This window comes from Pseudomonas sp. IT-P100, assembly GCF_949767185.1.
GTDB classification, from domain to species: domain Bacteria; phylum Pseudomonadota; class Gammaproteobacteria; order Pseudomonadales; family Pseudomonadaceae; genus Aquipseudomonas; species Aquipseudomonas fluorescens_B.
This window is the reverse complement of the sequence record NZ_CATKQK010000006.1, coordinates 15,464-37,132: the sequence shown is the minus strand read 5'-3', so window position 1 is coordinate 37,132 and position 21,669 is coordinate 15,464. Positions and strand designations below refer to the sequence as shown.

The window sequence follows — 21,669 nt, the reverse complement described above, 5'->3', positions numbered from 1 at the left end:
CGGATATACGAAAAATCCGAGCGTCGCGTACGGTTTAGAAACGTCGCAAATCGAGAGTCATCGGCAGCTCGTCGTTAACTTCCAGAATCGGGATAGGAAGTTTCCCTGGGCTGTGTCCGATGCGGAAGAAACGCGCCATTCTCCGACTTTCGGCTTCATTGGCGTTCACCGGCAAGCTGTCATAGTTGCGCCCGCCCGGATGGGCGACGTGGTACTGACAGCCCCCCAGCGACCGCTGCATCCAGGTGTCGAGCAGGTCGAACACCAGCGGCGCATGGACCGCAATGGTCGGTTGCAGGCAGTTGGCCGGCTGCCAGGCGCGGAAACGCACGCCGGCCACGAACTCGCCAACCCGCCCGGTGGGCTGCAAGGGCACCGGAACGCCGTTGCAGGTCAGCAAATAACGTTGCGGCGGCAGGCCGGTGAGCTTGACCTGCAAACGCTCAAGGGAAGAATCCACATACCGTACCGTGCCACCAACGGCGCCCTCCTCGCCCAGCACATGCCACGGCTCGAGCGCCTGGCGCACTTCCAGTTCGATGCCGCTGACGGCGTAGTCGCCGACCTTGGGAAAGCGGAACTCCAGATGCGCGGCAAACCACTCGGCCCGCACGGGGTAACCCGAGGCGTTGAGATCAACGATGACATCGGCGAAATCCTGTTCGATAAAGTGCGGCAACAGGAACCGGTCGTGTAATTCAGTGCCCCAGCGCGCCAGTTTCGGCGGAGCATAAGGCTCGCGCCAGAATCGCGCGACCAGCGCTCGCAGCAACAACTGTTGCGCCAGACTCATGCGCGCATGCGGTGGCATTTCAAAGGCACGCAACTCCAGCAAACCAAGGCGCCCCGTCGCGCCGTCCGGTGAATAAAGCTTGTCGATGCAGAACTCGGCGCGGTGGGTGTTGCCAGTCACGTCGATCAACAGGTTGCGCAACAACCGATCCACCAGCCATGGCGCGCACTCTTCGCCCGGTTCAGGCATTTGTGCAAAGGCGATTTCCAGCTCGTACAGCGCATCGTTGCGCGCCTCATCGACGCGCGGTGCCTGGGACGTCGGGCCGATGAACAGCCCGGAGAACAGGTAGGACAACGACGGATGGTTGTGCCAGTAGCTGATCAGGCTGCGCAGCAGGTCGGGACGACGCAGAAACGGTGAGTCAGCCGGCGTCGCGCCACCCAGTACGAAATGGTTACCGCCGCCGGTGCCAGTGTGTCGGCCATCGATCATGAATTTCTCGGTGGTCAGCCGGGTCTGGCGCGCCTCTTCGTAGAGAAACTCGGTGCGCTCGACCAGTTCGTCCCATGTGGCGGACGGCTGCACGTTCACCTCGATCACGCCCGGGTCCGGGGTGATGCGGAAGTTGCTCAGACGCGGATCGCTCGGCGGCTCATAGCCTTCCAGCAACACCGGGCAGTGCAACTCCTGCGCCGTGGCCTCGATCGCGGTGACAAGTTCCAGATAATCCTCGACCCGCTCCAGCGGCGGCATGAACAGGTACAAGCGCCCTTCCCGCGCCTCGGCGCAAAACGCGGTGCGCGTCAGCCAGTCGGCGGATTCGTCGACCTCCAGATCCCGCTCGACCGCTTCAGCCGCGGCTCCGGGGCTGTTCAGCTGCTGGGTGTCCGGAAGCGCCGGGAATTCCTGGTTAGGGTCGTTGGGATAGATGAACGGATACTCGGCGGCCTTGACCCACGGCTGCGATCCCAGCGGCAAGCGATAGCCCAGCGGCGAATCCCCCGGCACCAAGCGGCAGTGCTCGTCGCGCAGGTACCAGCGACCGCTTTGCCATTGATCGCCCTTGGCGGTGCGCGCCAGCGGCAGGACCTGGCCGATTACTTTATCCAGCCCCTGACTGAAGACTTTACGCAGACGCGCACGCTCCAGCGGCTCTTCCAGTCGTGAGTCTTCGGCGCTGACGTTCTGCGGCAACGTGCCTTCGCGCCAGAGGTAATAGAAATTGTCTTCGTAAGCCGGGAACACAAAACGTGTCGGAATTTTCAAACGTTCGGCGACACTTGCCAGAAAGCGCCCCGCCAGCTCGCCATCGGCGCCGTAGTCTTCCTGCTCGTCGGCAATCAGCGCGCTGTTGTGCCAGATCGGCACGCCGTCCCGACGCCAGTAACAGTTCAGCGACCAGCGCGGCAGTTGCTCGCCGGGGTACCACTTGCCTTGACCGAAGTGCACCAGGCCCTTGGGCGCGTAACGCTTGCGCATGCGCTGAAACAGTTCGGCGGACAGGCGACGCTTGTCCGGCCCGAGTGCAGCGGTGTTCCACTCGGCGCCGTCTGGATCATCGATGGAGACGAAGGTCGGCTCCCCGCCCATGGTCAGGCGAACGTCGCCTTCCAGCAGGTCGGCATCGATCTGCCGGCCCAGCGCCTGGATCGCCAGCCATTGATCCTCGGTGTAGGGCTTGGTGACCCGCGGCGCTTCCCAAATCCGCTCCACGGACATTTCATGGGTGAATTCGCACTCGCACGGTTCCACCAAGCCACTGATCGGTGCCGCAGAGCCCGGATCGGGACTACACGCCAACGGAATGTGTCCTTCACCGGCAAACAGCCCCGACGTCGCGTCCAGGCCGATCCAGCCGGCCCCCGGCAAATAGACTTCGCACCAGGCGTGCAAATCAGTGAAGTCCACCTCGGTACCAGAAGGGCCATCCAGACTTTTGACGTCGGCGGTGAGTTGAATCAGGTAACCGGAGACGAAACGAGCGGCCAGCCCGAGATTGCGCAGCAATTGCACCAGCAACCACGCCGAGTCGCGGCAGGAACCGGAGGCATGCTCAAGCGTGTGTTCAGGCGTTTGCACACCCGGCTCCATACGAATCAGGTAGCCAATGTCTTCGCTCAGCCGCTGGTTCAGCGCGACAAGGAAATCCACGCTTGGCAACGGCGTGCGGTCGATACCGTCCAGATACGCCTTGAACTTCGGCGTCAGGGGCAAGGTTTCCAGGTACGGCGCCAGTTCCTTGCGCTCGTCGGCAGCGTAGGCGAAAGGGATCTGTTCGGCGTAAGGCTCGAGGAAAAAGTCGAACGGATTGAACACCGCCATCTCTGCCAGCAGATCGACTTCGATCCGCAGTTCCGCGGTTTTCTCCGGGAACACCAACCGCGCCAGGTAATTGCCCTGGGGATCCTGCTGCCAGTTGATGAAATGCTGCTCGGGCGAGACTTTCAGCGCGTACGACAGTATCCGCGTGCGACTGTGGGCGGCCGGGCGCAGGCGAACGATCTGCGGCCCGAGCTCGACGGCGCGGTCGTAGCGGTAATGCGTGACGTGGTGCAATGCGACATGAATCGACACGGCGTGCCTCCTGCGAGCCTTGAGCGTATTCGAAAGCGCGCAAGACTTATGCCATCCAGTGGCGCTGGCGCTTTCATAGATTTGCTTAGGCAGTACAGCACCAAAATCGGGCAATGCGGAGAATTGGTTTGGGGGAGTTGCACGCATTTGTGGCGCAGGAGTGAGTGTACGCCGTCATTGTGGCGAGGGCGCTTGCTCCCGCTGGGGCGCGCAGCGGCCCTGAATCAGGTAATGAGTCCCTTCCATCAAGACGTGCCAGCTGGTTTGCGACTGCTTCGCAGTCGAGCGGGAGCAAGCGCCCTCGCCACAGGTGATCACCGATCCAGAAACGCAGAACGCCAACCCGAAGGTTGGCGTTCTGTTGTCAGCGGTCAGTGTTTACCGTGGTACCACCGGCTTGCGCGCAGGCTTGGGTCCTTTGCCTTTGGCCGCATCCTTGCGCTCCTTGGCCGCCTGCTGGTTGCGGGCGAATGCCGCCGCCTTGGCCTGTTCACGCTTGTCCCACGGGTTGCCGCCATCGCTGGCACGCGGTGGCAGGCCAGTGTGCTGGGTCAGGATCTTGGTGGTCTTCTCACCCGCCACTTTATGGCTGCCCGCCGGCGTCGAGTTCTTGCGACGGGCACTCTGATAGCTGTCGGTCGCCGGCTGATGCAGCGGAATCAGCTGGTTCTTGCCTGGCCCGATCAGGTCGGCGCGGCCCATGCGGGTCAACGCTTCACGCAGCATCGGCCAGCCTTTCGGGTCGTGGTAACGCAAGAACGCCTTGTGCAGACGACGCTGCTCTTCGCTCTTGACGATGGTCACGGCGTCGCTCTTGTAAGTGACCTTGCGCAGCGGGTTCTTGCCCGAATGGTACATCGCGGTGGCGGTGGCCATCGGCGACGGGTAGAACGCCTGCACCTGGTCGGCGCGGAAGCCATTGCCCTTGAGCCACAGGGCCAGGTTCATCATGTCTTCGTCGGTGGTGCCCGGGTGAGCGGCGATGAAGTACGGAATCAGGTACTGCTCTTTCCCGGCTTCCTTGGAGTACTTCTCGAACATGCGCTTGAACTTGTCGTAGCTGCCGATGCCCGGTTTCATCATCTGGTTGAGCGGACCTTCCTCGGTGTGTTCCGGGGCGATCTTCAGGTAACCACCGACGTGGTGGGTCACCAGCTCCTTGACGTATTCCGGCGACTCGACCGCGAGGTCATAACGCAGGCCGGACGCGATCAAAATCTTCTTCACACCCGGCAAGGCACGGGCGCTGCGATACAGCTGGATCAGCGACGAGTGGTCGGTGTTCAGGTTCGGACAAATACCCGGGAACACGCACGATGGCTTGCGGCACGCGGATTCGATTTCCGGGCTCTTGCAGGCGATTCGGTACATGTTCGCGGTCGGGCCGCCGAGGTCGGAAATGACGCCGGTAAAGCCTGGGACCTTGTCGCGGATCTCTTCGATTTCGCGAATGATCGACTCTTCGGAACGGTTCTGGATGATCCGGCCTTCGTGCTCGGTGATCGAGCAGAACGTGCAGCCACCGAAGCAGCCACGCATGATGTTCACCGAGAAACGGATCATGTCGTAGGCCGGGATTTTTTCCTTGCCGTACGCCGGGTGCGGGATACGTGCGTAAGGCATGCCGAACACGTAGTCCATTTCTTCAGTGGTCATCGGAATCGGCGGCGGGTTGAACCAGACGTCGACTTCGCCATGCCTCTGCACCAGTGCACGGGCGTTGCCCGGGTTGGTTTCGAGGTGAAGCACACGGTTGGCGTGGGCATAAAGCACCGCGTCGCCACGGACCTTTTCAACCGATGGCAGACGAATCACGGTCTTGTCGCGAGTCATTTTCGGGCTCGCCAGGATCTGCACGACCTTGGCTTCGCTCGGGTCCTCAACCGGGCCCTTTTCCTGCTCGATGGCGCAGGCCTGAGTGTCCTGGGTGTTCACGTACGGGTTGATGATCTTGTCGATCTTGCCCGGACGGTCGATGCGCGTGGAATCGACTTCGTACCAGTCTTTCGGCGTATCGCGACGGATGAACGCGGTGCCGCGCACGTCGGTGATGTCTTCGATCTTGTGACCGTAGGACAGACGCTGGGCAACTTCGACGATCGCACGCTCGGCGTTGCCGTAGAGCAGGATGTCAGCGCAGGCGTCGATCAGGATCGAGTTGCGCACCCGGTCCTGCCAGTAATCGTAGTGGGCGATGCGGCGCAGGGACGCTTCGATGCCGCCAAGCACGATCGGCACGTTCTTGTAGGCTTCCTTGCAGCGCTGGCTGTAAACGAGGCTCGCACGATCCGGACGTTTGCCCGCCAGGCCACCGGGGGTGTAGGCGTCGTCGGAACGGATTTTCTTGTCGGCGGTGTAGCGGTTGATCATCGAGTCCATGTTGCCGGCCGCGACGCCGAAGAACAGGTTCGGCTCGCCGAGTTTCATGAAGTCGTCTTTGGACTGCCAGTTCGGCTGGGCAATGATCCCGACGCGGAAGCCTTGCGACTCCAGCAGCCGGCCGATGATCGCCATGCCGAACGACGGATGGTCAACGTAGGCATCACCGGTGACGATGATGATGTCGCAGGAATCCCAGCCAAGCTGATCCATCTCCTCCCTGCTCATTGGCAGGAATGGCGCTGGACCGAAACATTCGGCCCAGTACTTGGGATAGTCAAATAACGGCTTGGCTGTTTGCATGACGATGACCGGTGTTGAGATGAAAAATCGCGGGCGCGGAATATAGCACAAAAAATAACCAATTCCGACGGCTATGGTCGGAAATGTCGGTGGTTGTTTTGAGCGCCGATCTTAAGGTCACGCCTTTGTGGCCAGGGAGCTCGCTCCCGCTGGGTTGCGAAGCGGCCCCACAATCTTGTGAGCGCTGCGCACTCAAGCGGGAGCAAGCTCCCTCGCCACAAAAGCTGCTTTGCCACAGGTTTTTGCCGGGTTACTCGTCGTCGAAGTTGTAGCTGCCCGGCGCCAGGTTTTCGAAGCGGGTGTACTTGCCGATGAACGCCAGTCGCGACGTGCCGATCGGGCCGTTCCGCTGCTTGCCGATGATGATCTCGGCGATGCCTTTGTGCTCGGTTTCCGGGTGATACACCTCGTCCCGGTACACGAACATGATGACGTCGGCATCCTGCTCGATCGCTCCGGATTCCCGGAGGTCGGAGTTGATCGGGCGTTTGTTCGGTCGTTGCTCCAGGGAGCGGTTGAGCTGTGACAGCGCCACCACCGGGCAATTGAATTCCTTGGCCAGGGCTTTCAAGGAGCGGGAGATTTCGGAAATCTCGTTGGTCCGGTTGTCACCACCGGAACCCGGAATCTGCATCAATTGCAGGTAGTCGATCATGATCAGGGCAACATCGCCGTGCTCACGCACCAGGCGCCGGGTCCGCGCGCGCATTTCCGAAGGGCTGATACCCGCCGTATCGTCGATGAACAGCTTGCGGTCGTTGAGCAGGTTGACCGCCGAGGTCAGGCGCGGCCAATCGTCGTCGTCCAGTCGACCGGCACGGACCTTGGTCTGGTCGATGCGGCCGAGGGACGAGAGCATACGCATGATCAGCGATTCACCTGGCATCTCGAGCGAGTACACCAGCACGCACTTGTCGCTGCGTAGCACGGCGTTTTCCACCAGGTTCATCGCAAAGGTGGTTTTACCCATGGACGGACGGCCGGCGACGATGATCAGGTCGGCTGGCTGCAGGCCGCTGGTCTTTTCATCAAGGTCGGTGTAACCCGTCGACAGGCCAGTGATGGCGTTGTCGGTGTTGAACAGGGTGTCGATGCGGTCGATTGCCTTGGTCAGCAGGTCATTCACGCTCACCGGGCCGCCGGTTTTAGGCCGGGCCTCGGCGATCTGGAAAATCTGACGCTCGGCTTCGTCGAGAATCTCTTCAGCGGTGCGGCCTTCCGGGTTGAAGGCGCTGTCGGCAATCTCGGTCGCGATGCCGATCAGTTGCCTCAGCGTTGCCCGCGCGCGGACGATCTGCGCATAGGCCTTGATGTTGGCGACGGACGGCGTGTTTTTCGCCAACTCGCCGAGGTAACCGAGGCCGCCGACCTGCGAAGTCTGACCTTCCTTGTCCAATTGCTCGGCAAGGGTCACGACGTCGATCGGGGAGTTCTGGTCGGCGAGCTTGGCGATCGCGCGGAAGATCAGGCGGTGGTCATGCCGGTAGAAATCGCCGTCGGAGACTTGATCGAGCACACGTTCCCAGGCGTTGTTGTCCAGCATCAGACCACCGAGCACAGCCTGTTCGGCCTCGATGGAATGCGGCGGCACCTTCAGGGCAGCGGTTTGCAGATCGTATTGCTCGGGAGCGGAGATATCGTTCATGGCCACTAGGTTTATTTAAGAAAAGCTGGGGGGTTCAGAAAGACAAAGGGCACGACCTGTAAACAGGATCGTGCCCGATGTTACCGGCAAGCACCCGAGGGTGCCAGCCGACAAGTGCTGCTTAAGCTGCTACCACGACAACGCGTACGGTGGCTTCAACTTCGGCGTGCAGGTGCACGGCTACGTCGAATTCGCCTACGTTGCGGATGGTGCCGTTCGGCAGACGAACTTCGCTTTTGGCAACTTCAACGCCAGAGGCGGTCAGTGCATCAGCGATGTCGTGAGTACCGATCGAACCGAACAGCTTGCCTTCGTCACCAGCGGTGGCAGTGATAGTCACTTCCAGCTCAGCCAGTTGGGCGGCACGGCTTTCAGCCGATGCTTTACGGTCTGCTGCGGCTTTTTCCAGCTCAGCGCGACGCTCTTCGAACGCAGCCAGGTTGGCTGGGGTCGCGGCGGTAGCTTTGCCGTAAGGCAGCAGGTAGTTACGACCGTAACCAGCCTTAACGTTCACTTTGTCACCCAGGTTGCCCAGGTTGGTGACTTTTTCCAGAAGGATCAGTTGCATGTGAAAATCCTCTTAACTTTTAACCTTCACCGTTCGCGTTATCGGGGTCTTTCGACACCAGACGACCGCGAAAATCAATCAGGCTGTCGACGATGGCCAGAACCACCAGCAACGGATAGATCAGCTGCATGAACAGCAACAGCGTGACGTACAACCCCACCAGCCAGAACCTGGCCAGTCGCTTTTGCGCCACCAGCCCGTGAATCAGGGCCAGCCCGGCGAACACCAGCGGTACGCTGCACAACGGCGTCAACATGGCCATCTGTGGACCGATGTTCGGCCCCAGAAGCATGCACGCCAGCAGCAACATCGCTGGTAAAAGCGGGAATCGGATGGCGCGAAACTCGCGACCAAAACCACCCGGGTTGTACAACAACGCCTGCCAGTAGCGCCCGACAATCAGGCTCAGCACACTGACGATTTGCAACAAGGCCGCAATCAGGCCGGTCAGGACCGGTGCAATCAGGGACGCAAAATGCGCTTGCTCGTCTACCGACAACTTCTGGTAGACATCACCGAGTAGCGACGGCATGACCTTTATCAAGGCCTGCGCCAGCATCTCGATTTGGGGAGCAAAAGCTGTCCCCAGCACCACTGCAAACACCACTCCCATCGCTATGCTGACCAGCAGCACGCGGTTCCAGGACTCGCTTGCGCGCAAAACCAACGCAAGGCTCGAAGACCCCAGCAGCACCAGGAGTGCCCGTGGGTCATCGGAGTAAAGCCACCAGATCAACGCCGGCAGCAGTCCCAGAGCAAGTACGCCAAGGGCGTCCTTCAATCCGCGCCGCAGGAGCACAAGGCATCCGGCGGCAGCACCCAACCAATACAACAACGGCAATGTTGCGCATCCAGCCACTACGAGAGTGGCCTGCATACGGCCGCGCATGATGAACTCAGCTAAGGCACGCATGCTTTCAATCCTTTGCTACGTGTCGACTGCCCGGTCTCAGCGGCCGTGGCTGTCGGTGTAGGCCAGCAGGGCCAGGAAGCGGGCGCGCTTGATAGCGGTGGCCAGCTGACGCTGATAACGTGCTTTGGTACCGGTGATGCGGCTTGGAACGATTTTGCCGGTCTCGGATACGTAGGCTTTCAGAGTGTTGAGATCTTTGTAATCGATCTCTTTCACGTCTTCAGCGGTGAAGCGGCAGAATTTACGACGACGGAAGAAACGTGCCATTTGATAGGCTCCTTAAAAGGTCCGTGGATTACTCGTCAGCGTTATCGCTGTTGTCGCTGTCATCACTATCAGCGCTTTCAGCGCCTTCGTGCTCAGGACGGTCGCGACGCTCACGGCGCTCACTGCGGTTTTCTTCAGCCTTGAGCATCTCGGATTGGCCGGTAACGGCTTCTTCGCGACGGATGACCAGGTTACGGATCACTGCATCGTTGTAGCGGAAGTTGTCTTCCAGCTCGGCCAGGGCCTTGCCAGTGCACTCAACGTTCAGCATCACGTAGTGAGCCTTGTGAACATTGTTGATTGCGTAGGCCAGTTGACGACGGCCCCAATCTTCCAGACGGTGGATTTTGCCGCCGTCTTCTTCGATCAGCTTGGTGTAACGCTCAACCATGCCGCCGACTTGCTCGCTTTGATCCGGGTGGACCAAAAAGATGATTTCGTAATGACGCATGAATGCTCCTTACGGGTTGTAGCCTGCCGCTCAAAAGCGGTCAGACAAGGAGTGAATGACACTTATGGACTTGCCTGCGATAGACACATGCGTGCCTGCCGTCACAGCAAGGGGCGCAATTGTAGAGAAGGGACAGAAGAGGTGCAAGGCAATTGGTGATTATTTGAACAGTTCGTTCACACCGTTCCTTTTCGCCCTGACACAAACCACTGTGGGAGCGAGCCTGCTCGCGATGAGGACGCAACATTCAATATTTATGCTGAATGTTACACCGCTATCGCGAGCAGGCCCGCTCCCACAGGGATTACAACCGCTTTAAGACTTTTTGCCGCCCGCTGCAGCCTTGACGCTGCGCTGGCGCTGGGCTTCGAACAGGCAAACGCCAGTCGCCACGGACACGTTGAGACTGCTGACGCTGCCGGCCATCGGCAGGTGCACCAGGTAGTCGCAAAGATCGCGAGTCAGGCGACGCATGCCGCTGCCTTCCGCGCCCATGATCAGAATGGTCGGGCCGGTCATGTCTTGCTGATACAGACTCTGCTCAGCCTCGCCCGCCGTACCGACGACCCACAAGCCGCGCTGCTTGAGCTTTTCCAGGGTACGCGCCAGGTTGGTCACCGCGACCAACGGAATCACTTCCGCTGCGCCACAGGCCACTTTTCGTACCGTCGGGGTCAGCGTGGCCGACTTGTCTTTCGGAACGATCACCGCCAACGCGCCGGCCGCATCGGCCGAACGCAGGCAAGCGCCAAGGTTGTGCGGATCGGTCACGCCGTCAAGCACCAGCAGCAGCGGCGCCCCGTCGGTACGATCGAGCAGCTCGTCGAGCATCGCCTCACCCCAGACCTGGCTCGGGCTCACGTCCGCCACCACGCCCTGGTGCACACCTTCAACCCAGGCATCGAGTTCACGACGCTCGGCGTTGCCGACAGCTACGCGATTTTCCGCAGCGAGCTGGATCAGCGTCTGAACCCGCGGATCACTACGGCCTTCAGCCAGCCAGATCTGCTTGACGCGTTTCGGGTGGTGACGCAGCAATGCTTCTACCGCATGTACGCCGTAGATTTTTTCCAACTGACTCATGACTTGGCCTTAGGTTTACGCGCCCCGCCGCTTTTGGCTGGGGCCGAGCCCGCTTTCGGCGGGCCTTTACGGTGTTTGCTTGGCTTGCTGCCGGGAGCCTTGTCAGGCGCCGACCGTCCGGTCTTTCCCCCAGACGCCGCTTTACCACCGCTTTTCGCTTCAGACAGCAACGCCTGCTTCAGTTCACGGCTTTTACGCAGCTCAGCGTTTTTCGCCGCGGCATCGCTCGGGCGATAGGCTTCGACCGCCTTTTCCTTGGCAGGACGACGACCGGTTTTCGCCGGCGCCGGCTCAGCAGCCGTTTTCGCAGCAGGTGCAGCGGTTTCAGTCCCGCGCTTCTTGCGGCCGATCGGTGCGCTGATGGTTTTTTCAGCCATCTCGAAGTCGATCTTGCGCTCATCGAGGTCGACGCGCATCACGCGCACTTCAACAGTGTCGCCAAGGCGGAAGCTGCGACCGGTACGCTCACCGGCGAGGCGGTGATGCACAGGATCGAAGTGGTAGTAATCGCCCGGCAGCGCGGTGACGTGCACCAGACCTTCGACGTAGATGTCGGTCAGCTCGACAAACAGACCAAAACCGGTCACTGCGGTGATCACACCCGGGAACGATTCGCCCACACGGTCTTTCATGAACTCGCACTTGAGCCAGTTCACCACGTCGCGGGTCGCTTCGTCGGCACGGCGTTCGCTCATCGAACATTGCTCGCCGAGCTGTTCCAGCGCCGCTTCGTCGTACGGATAGATGCGCGCTTTCGGAATGGTCATCGCGCCGGCACGGCGAACGTGCGGGGTGTTCTGCTTGGAATGGATGACGCTGCGGATCGCCCGGTGCGTGAGCAAGTCCGGGTAGCGACGGATCGGCGAGGTGAAGTGGGTATAGGCTTCGTAATTCAGGCCGAAGTGGCCCTGGTTATCAGCGCTGTACACCGCCTGGCTCAACGAGCGCAGCATGACGGTCTGGATCAGATGGAAATCCGGACGGTCCTTGATGCTCGCCAGCAAGGCCTGGTAATCCTTCGGCGACGGGCCATCCTTGCCTTTGTGCAGGGACAGGCCGAGCTCACCAAGGAAGGCGCGCAGTTTTTCCAGACGCTCCGGCGGCGGACCATCGTGGACGCGATACAGCGCAGGAATTTCGTGCTTCTTCAGGAATTCGGCGGTGGCCACGTTGGCCGCCAGCATGCATTCCTCGATCAGCTTGTGCGCATCGTTACGAACGGTTGGGCGGATTTCGGCAATCTTGCGCTCGGTCCCGAAGATGATCCGGGTTTCCTGCGTTTCGAAATCGATCGCGCCACGCACGTGACGAGCGGCCAGCAGCACTTTGTACAGTGAGTAAAGCTGCTTCAGATGCGGCAGAACGTCGTTGTACTCGCCACGAAGCTGACGCGCCTCGGTGAGTTTCGGCGTTTCCAGCATCGCGCTGACCTTGTTGTAGGTCAGGCGGGCATGGGAGTGAATAACTGCTTCGTAGAAGCAGTAGTCGGTCATCTCACCGGTTTTGGAGATGGTCATTTCGCAGACCATGGCCAGGCGATCGACGTGCGGATTCAGCGAGCACAGGCCGTTGGACAGCTGCTCGGGCAGCATCGGCACGACGCGCTCCGGGAAGTAAACGGAGTTGCCGCGAACCTGGGATTCGTTATCCAGTGCCGAACCGATCTTCACGTAGCTGGAAACGTCGGCAATCGCCACGTACAACTTCCAGCCGCCGGAGAACAGGCGCAGCTTGCCAGGCTTGGCTTCGCAGTAAACCGCGTCATCGAAGTCGCGCGCATCTTCACCGTCGATGGTCACGAACGGCAGATGACGCAGGTCGATGCGCTTCTCTTTGTCTTTCTCTTCAACTTCAGGCTTGAGCTTGGCGGCCTCTTTGAGTACCGCCTCAGGCCAGACGTGAGGAATATCGTAGGTGCGCAGGGCAACGTCGATTTCCATGCCCGGCGCCATGTAGTTGCCCACGACCTCGACCACGTCGCCTTGCGGCTGGAAGCGTGGGGTCGGCCAGTGAGTGATCTTCACTTCGACGAACTGACCGATCTTGGCGTTGGCATTGCGGCCCGGCGTGACCAGCACTTCCTGCTGGATCTTCGGATTGTCCGCCACCACGAAGCCGATACCGCCCTCTTCGAAGTAACGGCCGACGATGGTTTCGTGAGCGCGGGAGACCACTTCGACGATCATGCCTTCACGGCGACCGCGACGGTCCAGGCCGGAAACACGCGCCAGGGCACGATCACCATCGAACACCAGACGCATTTGCGCCGGGCTCATGAACAGATCGTCACTGCCGTCGTCCGGGACCAGGAAACCGAAGCCGTCACGGTGACCGCTGATGCGGCCCAGGATCAGGTCGAGCTTGTCCACCGGCGCATAGGTGCCGCGACGGGTATAGATGAGTTGAGCGTCGCGCTCCATGGCGCGCAGGCGGCGGCGCAGGGCTTCGATCTGGTCTTCTGTGGTCAGACCAAACTCTTCGACCAGTTGCTCGCGGTTAGCAGGCGAACCCCGATCAGCAAGGTGCTGAAGGATCAGTTCGCGGCTAGGAATAGGGTTATCGTATTTTTCCGCTTCACGAGCGGCCTCGGGATCGAGGGACTGCCAATCGGCCATTAGAGAGTTTTCACCTTGTCTATATGCGGGTTAGTTTGGCATAGGCGTAATGAAACGGGAAATTTCAGGCTATGAGCGCCCATCTAAAGCCCTTTATCGACACCGAAAAGCTTACTTGAATGCCACTGGTAATATTTTTCAGGTTTTTTTGATGCCAGGGGTTTACAGTTAAAAAGACGCTCCGTATAGTGCGCGCCATCGACGACGCACTAGCGCTGTCGATACTGCCCAGATGGTGAAATTGGTAGACACGCCAGCTTCAGGTGCTGGTGACCGCAAGGTCGTGGAAGTTCGAGTCTTCTTCTGGGCACCAATTTCGAGCTTGAGATTAGTTCAATTTCAAGGCTCACACAAAAACCCGCGAAAGCGGGTTTTTGCATTCCAGGCTTCTGATTTATTAAAAACAAATCAGGGGTTTACAGATCAAAACGCTCTCCGTATAGTGCGCCACATCAACAGCGGCAACGCTGAAGATTATGCCCAGATGGTGAAATTGGTAGACACGCCAGCTTCAGGTGCTGGTGACCGCAAGGTCGTGGAAGTTCGAGTCTTCTTCTGGGCACCAATTCAAATTCAAGGTCACGACCTTGAGTTTCACAGAAACCCGCGAAAGCGGGTTTTTGCGTTTCTGGCTTTCGAAAATACATGAAGGCTTTTGTGGCGAGGGAGCAAGCTCCCTCGCCACACAGATCTGAACCAGCCCCCTCTAGCAAAACCCTTCCAGCGCCGCAAGGCGCACTTGAGAAACAATATCGTTTATCATTGTTGCAAGATTTTGCAATGCGACAGTGAGGAACCCTGCGAATGATGTTTCGAAATACCCTGCGCCGCGGCCTGACCTTCACCCTGCTCGGCCTGGCACTCGCCACCTCCCTCACCCAGGCGGCTGATCCAGTTTCCCTGACACTCTATAACGGCCAACACAAGGAAGTCGGCGACGCCGTCGCCAAAGCCTTTGAAGCCAAGACCGGCATCCACGTCAATGTGCGCAAAGGCAGCAGCAACCAGCTTGCCAGCCAGGTCGTCGAAGAAGGCGATCGCTCCCCCGCCGACGTGATCTACACCGAAGAATCGCCGCCGCTGAACAAACTGGGCGAACAGGGCCTGCTGGCACAAACCGATGCCGCCACCCTCGCCGTCCTGCCCAAAGACTACGTCGCCGGCAATGGCACCTGGATCGGAATTACCGCACGAGTCCGCGTCGTTGCATTCAACCCCAAGCTCATCGATGAAAAAGACCTGCCGAAAACGGTGATGGAATTCTCCGACCCGAAATGGCAAGGCAAGGTCGGCTTCGTGCCCACCAGCGGCGCGTTCCAGGAACAAGCCGTGGCGATCATCAAGGTGCACGGCATGGACGCAGCCGAAGAATGGCTGACCGGCCTGCGCGCGTTCGGCAAGACTTACAGCAATAACATGGTGGCGCTGAAAGCCGTGGAAAACGGCGAAGTCGCCGCCGTGCTGGTGAACAATTACTACTGGTTCGCCTTGCAGCGTGAAAAAGGCCAGCTCGACTCGAAACTGCACTACTTCACCGGCGGCGACGTCGGCGGACTGATCACCGTTTCCAGCGCTGCCGTCCTGAAATCCAGCAAACACCCAAAAGAAGCCCAGCAATTCCTCGCCTACATGGCCAGCGAAGAAGGTCAGCGCGTGATCACCCAGACCACCGCCGAATACCCGCTGCACAAAGGCATGCAATCGGATCGCGGCCTCAAGCCGTTCAGCGAACTGCAAGCGCCGAAAGTCACGCCGGCCGACCTTGGCAACGCCGAAGAAGCCCTGGACCTGGAACGTGACGTTGGCTTGAACTGATGGGCGCATCGTTATCAGCCCCTGCGTCTCGCGGGGCTTACGTGCCACGGCGCAAGTGGCCTTCGATCTGGCTGTTGTTACCGGTTTTGCTGCTGGTGGTGCTCAGTCTTTTACCGCTGGCATACGTCGGGCTCAAGACCTGGCAGGCCGGCTGGGCCGAGGCACTGCATCTGTTGTGGCGACCTTATGTGTTCGGCCTGCTGCGCAATACCCTGGCATTGATGGTGGGCGTGACGGTTGCCTGTGGCGTGATCGGCCTCTCGCTGGCCTGGCTGCTTGAGCGCAGCAACTTGCCCGGACGGCGTTTGTGGGGCGTGATCCTGTGCCTGCCGTTCGCGGTGCCGGCCTTTGTCAGCAGCTTCACCTGGGTTTCGTTGAGCGCCCACTTCGAAGGTTTGGGCGGGGCGATCCTGGTGATGACCCTGTCCAAGTATCCGCTGATTTTTTTACCGGTTGCGGCGACCCTGCGCAATCTTGACCCCTCTCTCGAGGAGTCCGCACGGACGCTTGGACAGAATCGCTGGAGTGTATTCTTCAAAATCACCCTGCCACTGCTCTGGCCGTCGCTGCTTGCCGGCTCGTTGCTAATTGCCCTGCACATGCTCGTGGAATTCGGTGCGCTGTCGATCATCGGCTTGCAGACATTCACCACGGCGATCTATCAGCAGTTCGAACTGGAATTCAGCAACGCCAACGCGGCGATGCTTTCCGCTGTGTTGCTCGCGCTATGCCTGATGCTGCTATGGCTTGAACTGCGAGTCCGCGGTAAAGGCCGGCACGTGCGCACCGGCCAGGGTGCCGCGCGACAAGCGGAACAGGTTCGATTAGGGCCCTGGGCTGTCGCCGGACAAATTTTTTGCCTGGCACTGGCGATCATCGGCAGCGGGATTCCCTTGGGGATGCTGGCGTACTGGCTGGCGGTCGGTTCTTCAGCGGCGTTCCCGGTGGCAGCGATCAGCGAGGCACTGCTTTCTTCTCTGGCGCTATCGCTGGGTGGCGCAGCGTTGTGCCTGGTGCTGGCGGTGCCGGTGGGCTTGTTGGTGGTGCGCTACAAAGGCCAACTGGCGATCTGGGCCGAGCGATTGCCGTATCTCCTGCATGCGCTGCCAGGACTGGTGATTGCGCTGACGCTGGTGTATTTCGCGCTGCACTACGTGCCGGTGCTGTACCAGACCTCGGCGTTGCTGCTGATCGCTTATGCGCTGCTGTTTCTGCCGCTGGCTCAGGCGCCGATTCGTACGGCATTGAACAAGGCTGCGCCGCAGCTGGAAGAGGCGGCTCGCACGCTGGGGGCCTCATCCTTCAGTGCGTTTTGCCGGGTGACCCTGCCGATTATTTTCCCGGCACTCGGCGCGGCGTTTGCGCTGGTGTTTCTGGACGCGATGAAGGAGCTGACGGCGACGTTGCTGCTGAGTCCGACCGGACTTAATACGTTGGCGACGGAAGTTTGGGCGCATACCGCGAACGTAGAGTTTGCGGCGGCGGCGCCTTATGCGGCGTTGTTGATATTGGTGTCGGGGCTACCGGTTTATCTGCTTACAACGCGAATGTACCTAAGCCGCTAACAAAGCAAAAAAGATCGCAGCCTTCGGCAGCTCCTACAGGGAAACGCATATTCCTGTGCAGGAGCTACCGAAGGCTGCGATCTCTTGATCTTCAGACCTTATCAGGCCCTGAACTGCCCCAGGCTCGCCTTCAACTGCGCTGCCAACCCGTCCAGCACCTTGCCGCTCGCCGTAGTCTCCACCACCGCCTGAGCCGCTTTCTCAGCCTGCGCGTGAATGGTTTCAACCCGACCCCGCACCGCCTGCGCGCCTTGCGCCTGATGCGCTGCTGCCTGCGTTGCCAGGCCAATGGCCGCATGCACCTGCTCGACCGACACCTGCACCGACTGCTGCAACCGCGCACTGTCACGCAATACCAGCAGACCTTCGCTGGCCTGACGCCCAGCCTGACCGATCGCGGCAACCGCCTCACGTGCACCTTGCTGCAAGGCCACGATGTGCGCCTGAATGTCGCCCGTGGAACTCTGGGTCTTGCTCGCCAATGCCCGTACTTCGTCCGCCACTACGGCAAAGCCGCGGCCGGTCTCGCCGGCACGCGCCGCTTCAATGGCAGCGTTCAGCGCCAGCAGGTTGGTCTGCTCGGCGATCCCGTGAATCACGGTGAGCACCACTTCAATCTGTTCACTTTGCTGCGCCAGTCGCTCGATGACTTTCGCCCCGGTATCGACCTGTCCGGCCAACGCCTCGATCAAGCTGCCGACTTTCGCCGAGGTCCGGGTGTTTTCATCGGTCGCAGAACGGATGTCCACCACCTGCTGCAAGGCTGCCTGCATGGCATGACTTTCAGACTGCGCTTCATCAGCCATCTGCGACAACGCGCGCAGACTTTCGGCAACCTCGTCACGCTGCATGCCCGCGGCCGCGTCGGCACCAGCGTTACGCAAGGTCATGGCGCCAATTTCAACGCCCGTGCGCTGGGCCACATCGCCCGCCTCACGCACGATGGGTTGCAACTTGTCCACAAAGCGATTGACCGCCGACGCCATGTCGCCAATCTCGTCCTTGCTGTTGATCTGCACGCGCTTGGTCAGATCACCCTCGCCTGCCGCCAGGTCGTCCATCGCGGCAATCAGCATCTTCAAGCGATTGACCACACGACGACCCAGGACCACGGCCAGCAACAGCAGTACGCCGAAACCCACAAGCGCCAGACCCATGCCGATACGCCAGCGCAAGGTCGCTGCAGCTTCCTGCACGGTACTGGTGGTATTGGCTTTCATTTCCGAGGCGGTCGACTGAGCGGAGGTCAGGCGAGCCCGCATCGCGGTGGCGCTGTCAGCTGCCGCACCTTTGAGGCTATCGCCGACCAGTTGATCACTGCTGGCGATCAGCGCCGAGAAGCGCTTGTCCAACGCTGCCAGATCGGTTTCCACCGAGGCGGTGGAAACGCCCATCAAAACCTTGCCGATTTCCACGCCATTTGGGTTGATCGAGGCTTCGAGGTAGTAGACCGAAGGATCGTTCTTCGCCGCATCCAGCACTTTGTCCAGTGCGCGCTCGCCCTGGCCTTTCTCCAGAAGGGCCTTGTTGATCGGGTTTTCGCGATTGAGGTAGCGCGTCAGATGCTGCCCCGTTGCGTCGTCATAAACCACGAACAGCACGTTCGGATTGCGCTGGGCGCGACGGGCGAATTCGGACAGGGTTGGCACGTCGCTGTCCCACATGGCGCGGGGTGCGACCGAGGCCAGGAGCTGCGCCATATCATTGGCGGAATCCTTCAGATCCTTTTCCAGCGTGGCACGCAGCTGAGCCTGTTCTTCCTCCAGCTTCGAGGACAAACCGGCCGTGAGGCGCTGGCGTGTACTGGTGGAGAGGTTGTCGAGGCTCGACGTGACTTCACGCCCTGCCTGCTCCAGCTCACCAGAGAGCTTTTGACTGTCCGCCCCAAGGCGCACACCCAGATCGGCTTCCAGTGCAGTCACTGTGCTTCGAGTCAGAGCAACAGCCACCAGCACCTGCACCAAAAGGGCGATACCAAGGGTAACGAACACCGGCCGCAATAGACGGCTTTGTAACAATGAGAGAACCGCCGACACTTGATATCCCTCTGCCTGGACGCCATTAAATTGATGGCACGCCAGAAGACGTGCTCTTAATGAAGATCACAGCAAAGGTCATGCCGTCCAACAGGCAAAAACGACAAAGGGCCCGATTAAGGGCCCTTTGTGTTTTACATCAACGGCTTATTAAGCGAACGGGTGACGCAGAACGATGGTTTCGTTGCGATCCGGGCCCGTCGAAATAATGTCAATCGGCGCACCGATCAGCTCTTCAACACGCTTGATGTAGGCACGTGCGTTCGCTGGCAACTCTTCCAGGGTTTTGGCACCCACGGTCGACTCGGTCCAGCCCGGCACTTCTTCGTACACAGGCTGCAGACCCACGTAGCTGTCAGCATCAGTCGGGGCAACAACTTTACCTTCTGCATCTTTGTAGCCGACGCAGATGTTGATGGTTTCCAGACCGTCGAGCACGTCCAGCTTGGTCAGGCAGATGCCCGAGATGCTGTTCACATCGATAGCGCGACGCAGGATAACGGCGTCGAACCAGCCACAACGACGGGCACGGCCGGTCGTCGCGCCGAACTCGTGACCTTGTTTGGCCAGGTGCGCACCGACTTCGTCGAACAGTTCAGTCGGGAATGGACCCGAGCCTACACGCGTGGTGTAAGCCTTGGTGATGCCCAGGATGTAGTCCAGGAACATCGGGCCAACACCCGAACCGGTAGCAACGCCGCCAGCGGTGGTGTTAGAACTGGTCACGTACGGATAGGTACCGTGGTCGATGTCCAGCAACGAACCCTGGGCGCCTTCAAACATGATGTCTTTGCCTGCGCGACGCAGATCGTGCAGCTCGGCCGTCACGTCCAGCATCAGCGGCTTGAGCAGCTCAGCGTATGCTTTGCATTCGGCCAGGGTTTTGTCGAATTCGATGGCTGGCTCTTTGTAGTAACCCACCAGCATGAAGTTGTGGTAATCCACCAGTTCACGCAGTTTGTCTTCAAAGCGCGGCATGTTGAGCAGGTCGCCAACACGCAGGCCACGACGAGCAACCTTGTCTTCGTAGGCCGGGCCGATGCCGCGACCGGTGGTACCGATCTTCAGCTCGCCACGGGCCTTTTCACGGGCCTGGTCCAGCGCAACGTGGAAGGACAGGATCAGCGGGCAGGACGGGCTGATACGCAGGCGCTCACGCACCGGCACGCCTTTCTCTTCCAGCTTGACGATCTCGCGCAGCAAGGCGTCCGGTGCAACCACCACGCCGTTGCCGATCAGGCACTGCACGCCTTCGCGCAGTACGCCCGACGGGATCAGGTGCAAGACGGTTTTTTCGCCATCGATCACCAGGGTGTGGCCAGCGTTGTGGCCACCCTGGTAGCGCACTACGGCGGCAGCATGTTCGGTCAGCAGATCAACGATCTTGCCTTTGCCCTCATCACCCCATTGGGTGCCCAGGACTACGACATTCTTACCCATAACACTTGTCCTCATTCGCGCAAACTTGGTGCCGGCCACGGGCCGACAGGAAAACTCAAGAAGCCAGTGGCGATACTTGCCAAAGCCCGTTCTGCTGAATCAATTGCCGGTCGCAGTCCGCTTCACGGGCGGCGGCCAAAGGCTGTCCAGGCAAGGCCTGAACGACACGCTGACCCTCACTGCGCAACTGGCAAACCTGCTGCCAGAGTGCCGCATCCGTACTGTCAGGCATCCAGATACCGCCAGACGGTAGCTCGATGTCAGCACGCCCCAGGGTCACCAGGGTTTTCAAATCGGTAGAGAAGCCGGTTGCCGGACGGGCACGACCGAAGTCGGCGCCGATGTCGTCGTAACGACCGCCCTGGGCAATGGACTGGCCAACGCCCGGCACGAACACCGCGAACACCACACCGGTGTGGTAGTGGTAGCCGCGCAACTCGCCAAGGTCGAAGTAAAGCGGCAATTCAGGGAAACGCGTGGACAGACGCTCGGCAATCGCCAGCAAGTCATCCAGAGCCGCCAACACTGGCGCCGGTGCATCTGCCAGACGTACGCGCGCAGCTTCCAGCACTTCACGGCCGCCACACAGGTCAACCAACGCCCGCAGCATGCCCGACAGATCGGCAGGCAAGCTTTCGGTCAAGGTAATGACCTCGTCGATGGCCTTGCGTTGCAACGCATCGAACAACTGCTGTTCAACTTCACCGGACAAACCGGCCGCGCGGGCCAGGCCGCGGTAGATACCCACATGACCGAGGTCCATGTGCACATCCGGCACATCGGCCAGTTGCAGCATGGCCAGCATCAGACTGATGACTTCCACGTCGCTGCTCGGGCTGGCATCGCCGTACAACTCGGCGCCCAGCTGAATCGGGCTGCGCGAGGACGACAAGGCGCGTGGCTGAGCGTGCAGCACGCTGCCGGCATAGCACAGGCGGCTCGGACCTTCGCGACGCAGGGTGTGCGCGTCGATGCGCGCCACTTGCGGCGTGATGTCGGCACGGAAACCCATCTGCCGACCCGATTGCGGGTCGATGACCTTGAAGGTACGCAGATCGAGGTCCTGGCCGGCACCGGTCAGCAGGGATTCCAGGTACTCGATATGGGGAGTCACGACAAACTCGTAACCCCAGCTCTGGAACAGATCCAACACCTGACGACGCGCGACTTCAATGCGCGCCGCTTCCGGTGGCAGTACTTCTTCGATGCCATCTGGCAGCAGCCAGCGGTCTACCGTTGCCATTACGCCATTCCCCTATGGTCCGGGCGGCCAGCCTTT

General features: G+C 60.2%; 14 protein-coding genes and 2 tRNA genes. 4 read left to right on the top strand and 12 right to left on the bottom strand.

The genetic code is table 11. From position 1 onward, the window contains the following. Nucleotides 1-34: 34 nt before the first annotated feature. The 9 genes from ACM6IQ_RS05000 to rnr form a co-directional block, all read right to left on the bottom strand. The gene (locus tag ACM6IQ_RS05000; RefSeq protein WP_414878176.1) at nucleotides 35-3,310 is read right to left on the bottom strand and encodes a DUF2126 domain-containing protein; all 3,276 of its coding nucleotides are present in this window, start codon (nucleotides 3,308-3,310) and stop codon (nucleotides 35-37) included. Between the two features lie 378 nt (nucleotides 3,311-3,688). Continuing rightward, a complete protein-coding gene (locus ACM6IQ_RS04995) occupies nucleotides 3,689-5,992 on the bottom strand; it encodes a YgiQ family radical SAM protein (RefSeq protein ID WP_017336266.1) in 2,304 nt (767 codons plus the stop codon). 250 nt (nucleotides 5,993-6,242) lie between these two features. Continuing rightward, nucleotides 6,243-7,637 carry a replicative DNA helicase gene (gene dnaB / locus ACM6IQ_RS04990; protein ID WP_017336265.1) on the bottom strand — a complete coding sequence of 465 codons (1,395 nt, stop codon included), beginning with the start codon at nucleotides 7,635-7,637 and terminating at the stop codon, nucleotides 6,243-6,245. Between the two features lie 121 nt (nucleotides 7,638-7,758). Further along, complete coding sequence (rplI, locus tag ACM6IQ_RS04985) at nucleotides 7,759-8,205, bottom strand: 50S ribosomal protein L9 (protein WP_007939577.1); 447 nt, start codon at nucleotides 8,203-8,205, stop codon at nucleotides 7,759-7,761. A 19-nt stretch (nucleotides 8,206-8,224) separates the two neighbouring features. Continuing rightward, nucleotides 8,225-9,118 (bottom strand): hypothetical protein, encoded by an 894-nt coding sequence (locus tag ACM6IQ_RS04980; protein WP_017336264.1) that lies wholly within the window; start codon nucleotides 9,116-9,118, stop codon nucleotides 8,225-8,227. Nucleotides 9,119-9,154: 36 nt separating this feature from the next. Beyond that, complete coding sequence (rpsR, locus tag ACM6IQ_RS04975) at nucleotides 9,155-9,385, bottom strand: 30S ribosomal protein S18 (protein ID WP_002551829.1); 231 nt, start codon at nucleotides 9,383-9,385, stop codon at nucleotides 9,155-9,157. Nucleotides 9,386-9,413: 28 nt separating this feature from the next. Then, nucleotides 9,414-9,836: a 30S ribosomal protein S6 gene (gene rpsF / locus ACM6IQ_RS04970; RefSeq protein ID WP_003217491.1), complete on the bottom strand. Its 423-nt coding sequence runs from the start codon at nucleotides 9,834-9,836 to the stop codon at nucleotides 9,414-9,416. 315 nt (nucleotides 9,837-10,151) lie between these two features. Next, nucleotides 10,152-10,919 (bottom strand): 23S rRNA (guanosine(2251)-2'-O)-methyltransferase RlmB, encoded by a 768-nt coding sequence (rlmB, locus tag ACM6IQ_RS04965; protein ID WP_017336262.1) that lies wholly within the window; start codon nucleotides 10,917-10,919, stop codon nucleotides 10,152-10,154. Beyond that, nucleotides 10,916-13,534, bottom strand: a complete 2,619-nt coding sequence (rnr, locus tag ACM6IQ_RS04960; protein WP_017336261.1) for a ribonuclease R — start codon at nucleotides 13,532-13,534, stop codon at nucleotides 10,916-10,918. The genes rlmB and rnr overlap by 4 nt, the downstream gene beginning before the upstream one ends. Nucleotides 13,535-13,760: 226 nt before the next feature. On the opposite strand from rnr, the gene ACM6IQ_RS04955 reads away from it, so the two are divergent. The 4 genes from ACM6IQ_RS04955 (at nucleotide 13,761) to ACM6IQ_RS04940 (ending at nucleotide 16,914) form a co-directional block, all read left to right on the top strand. Next, a tRNA-Leu gene (locus tag ACM6IQ_RS04955) sits at nucleotides 13,761-13,847 on the top strand. 165 nt (nucleotides 13,848-14,012) lie between these two features. Then, nucleotides 14,013-14,099 (top strand) — tRNA-Leu (locus tag ACM6IQ_RS04950). Nucleotides 14,100-14,338: 239 nt separating this feature from the next. Continuing rightward, nucleotides 14,339-15,349, top strand: coding sequence for an extracellular solute-binding protein (locus ACM6IQ_RS04945; RefSeq protein WP_414878175.1), 1,011 nt, complete (start codon nucleotides 14,339-14,341; stop codon nucleotides 15,347-15,349). Beyond that, a complete protein-coding gene (locus ACM6IQ_RS04940; protein WP_414878174.1) occupies nucleotides 15,349-16,914 on the top strand; it encodes an ABC transporter permease in 1,566 nt (521 codons plus the stop codon). The genes ACM6IQ_RS04945 and ACM6IQ_RS04940 overlap by 1 nt, the downstream gene beginning before the upstream one ends. Before the next feature lie 101 nt (nucleotides 16,915-17,015). Here the strand turns inward: ACM6IQ_RS04940 and ACM6IQ_RS04935 are convergent, their stop codons facing one another. The 3 genes from ACM6IQ_RS04935 to ACM6IQ_RS04925 form a co-directional block, all read right to left on the bottom strand. Next, nucleotides 17,016-18,950, bottom strand: coding sequence for a methyl-accepting chemotaxis protein (locus ACM6IQ_RS04935; RefSeq protein ID WP_017336258.1), 1,935 nt, complete (start codon nucleotides 18,948-18,950; stop codon nucleotides 17,016-17,018). Nucleotides 18,951-19,100: 150 nt separating this feature from the next. Beyond that, entirely contained in the window at nucleotides 19,101-20,390 is a 1,290-nt protein-coding gene (locus ACM6IQ_RS04930; protein WP_017336257.1) for an adenylosuccinate synthase, read from the bottom strand. A 55-nt stretch (nucleotides 20,391-20,445) separates the two neighbouring features. Then, complete coding sequence (locus ACM6IQ_RS04925) at nucleotides 20,446-21,633, bottom strand: ATP phosphoribosyltransferase regulatory subunit (protein WP_414878173.1); 1,188 nt, start codon at nucleotides 21,631-21,633, stop codon at nucleotides 20,446-20,448. Nucleotides 21,634-21,669: the final 36 nt, after the last annotated feature.

What these genes read in the sequence shown, in the direction of transcription:
- ACM6IQ_RS04930 (WP_017336257.1), bottom strand. Translation starts at nt 20,390, where the DNA reads ATGGGTAAGAATGTCGTAGTCCTGGGCACCCAATGGGGTGATGAGGGC.
- rlmB (WP_017336262.1), bottom strand. Translation starts at nt 10,919, where the DNA reads ATGAGTCAGTTGGAAAAAATCTACGGCGTACATGCGGTAGAAGCATTG.
- ACM6IQ_RS04995 (WP_017336266.1), bottom strand. Translation starts at nt 5,992, where the DNA reads ATGCAAACAGCCAAGCCGTTATTTGACTATCCCAAGTACTGGGCCGAA.
- ACM6IQ_RS04980 (WP_017336264.1), bottom strand. Translation starts at nt 9,118, where the DNA reads ATGCGTGCCTTAGCTGAGTTCATCATGCGCGGCCGTATGCAGGCCACT.
- rpsR (WP_002551829.1), bottom strand. Translation starts at nt 9,385, where the DNA reads ATGGCACGTTTCTTCCGTCGTCGTAAATTCTGCCGCTTCACCGCTGAA.
- dnaB (WP_017336265.1), bottom strand. Translation starts at nt 7,637, where the DNA reads ATGAACGATATCTCCGCTCCCGAGCAATACGATCTGCAAACCGCTGCC.
- rpsF (WP_003217491.1), bottom strand. Translation starts at nt 9,836, where the DNA reads ATGCGTCATTACGAAATCATCTTTTTGGTCCACCCGGATCAAAGCGAG.
- ACM6IQ_RS04945 (WP_414878175.1), top strand. Translation starts at nt 14,339, where the DNA reads ATGATGTTTCGAAATACCCTGCGCCGCGGCCTGACCTTCACCCTGCTC.
- ACM6IQ_RS04940 (WP_414878174.1), top strand. Translation starts at nt 15,349, where the DNA reads ATGGGCGCATCGTTATCAGCCCCTGCGTCTCGCGGGGCTTACGTGCCA.
- rnr (WP_017336261.1), bottom strand. Translation starts at nt 13,534, where the DNA reads ATGGCCGATTGGCAGTCCCTCGATCCCGAGGCCGCTCGTGAAGCGGAA.
- rplI (WP_007939577.1), bottom strand. Translation starts at nt 8,205, where the DNA reads ATGCAACTGATCCTTCTGGAAAAAGTCACCAACCTGGGCAACCTGGGT.
- ACM6IQ_RS04925 (WP_414878173.1), bottom strand. Translation starts at nt 21,633, where the DNA reads ATGGCAACGGTAGACCGCTGGCTGCTGCCAGATGGCATCGAAGAAGTA.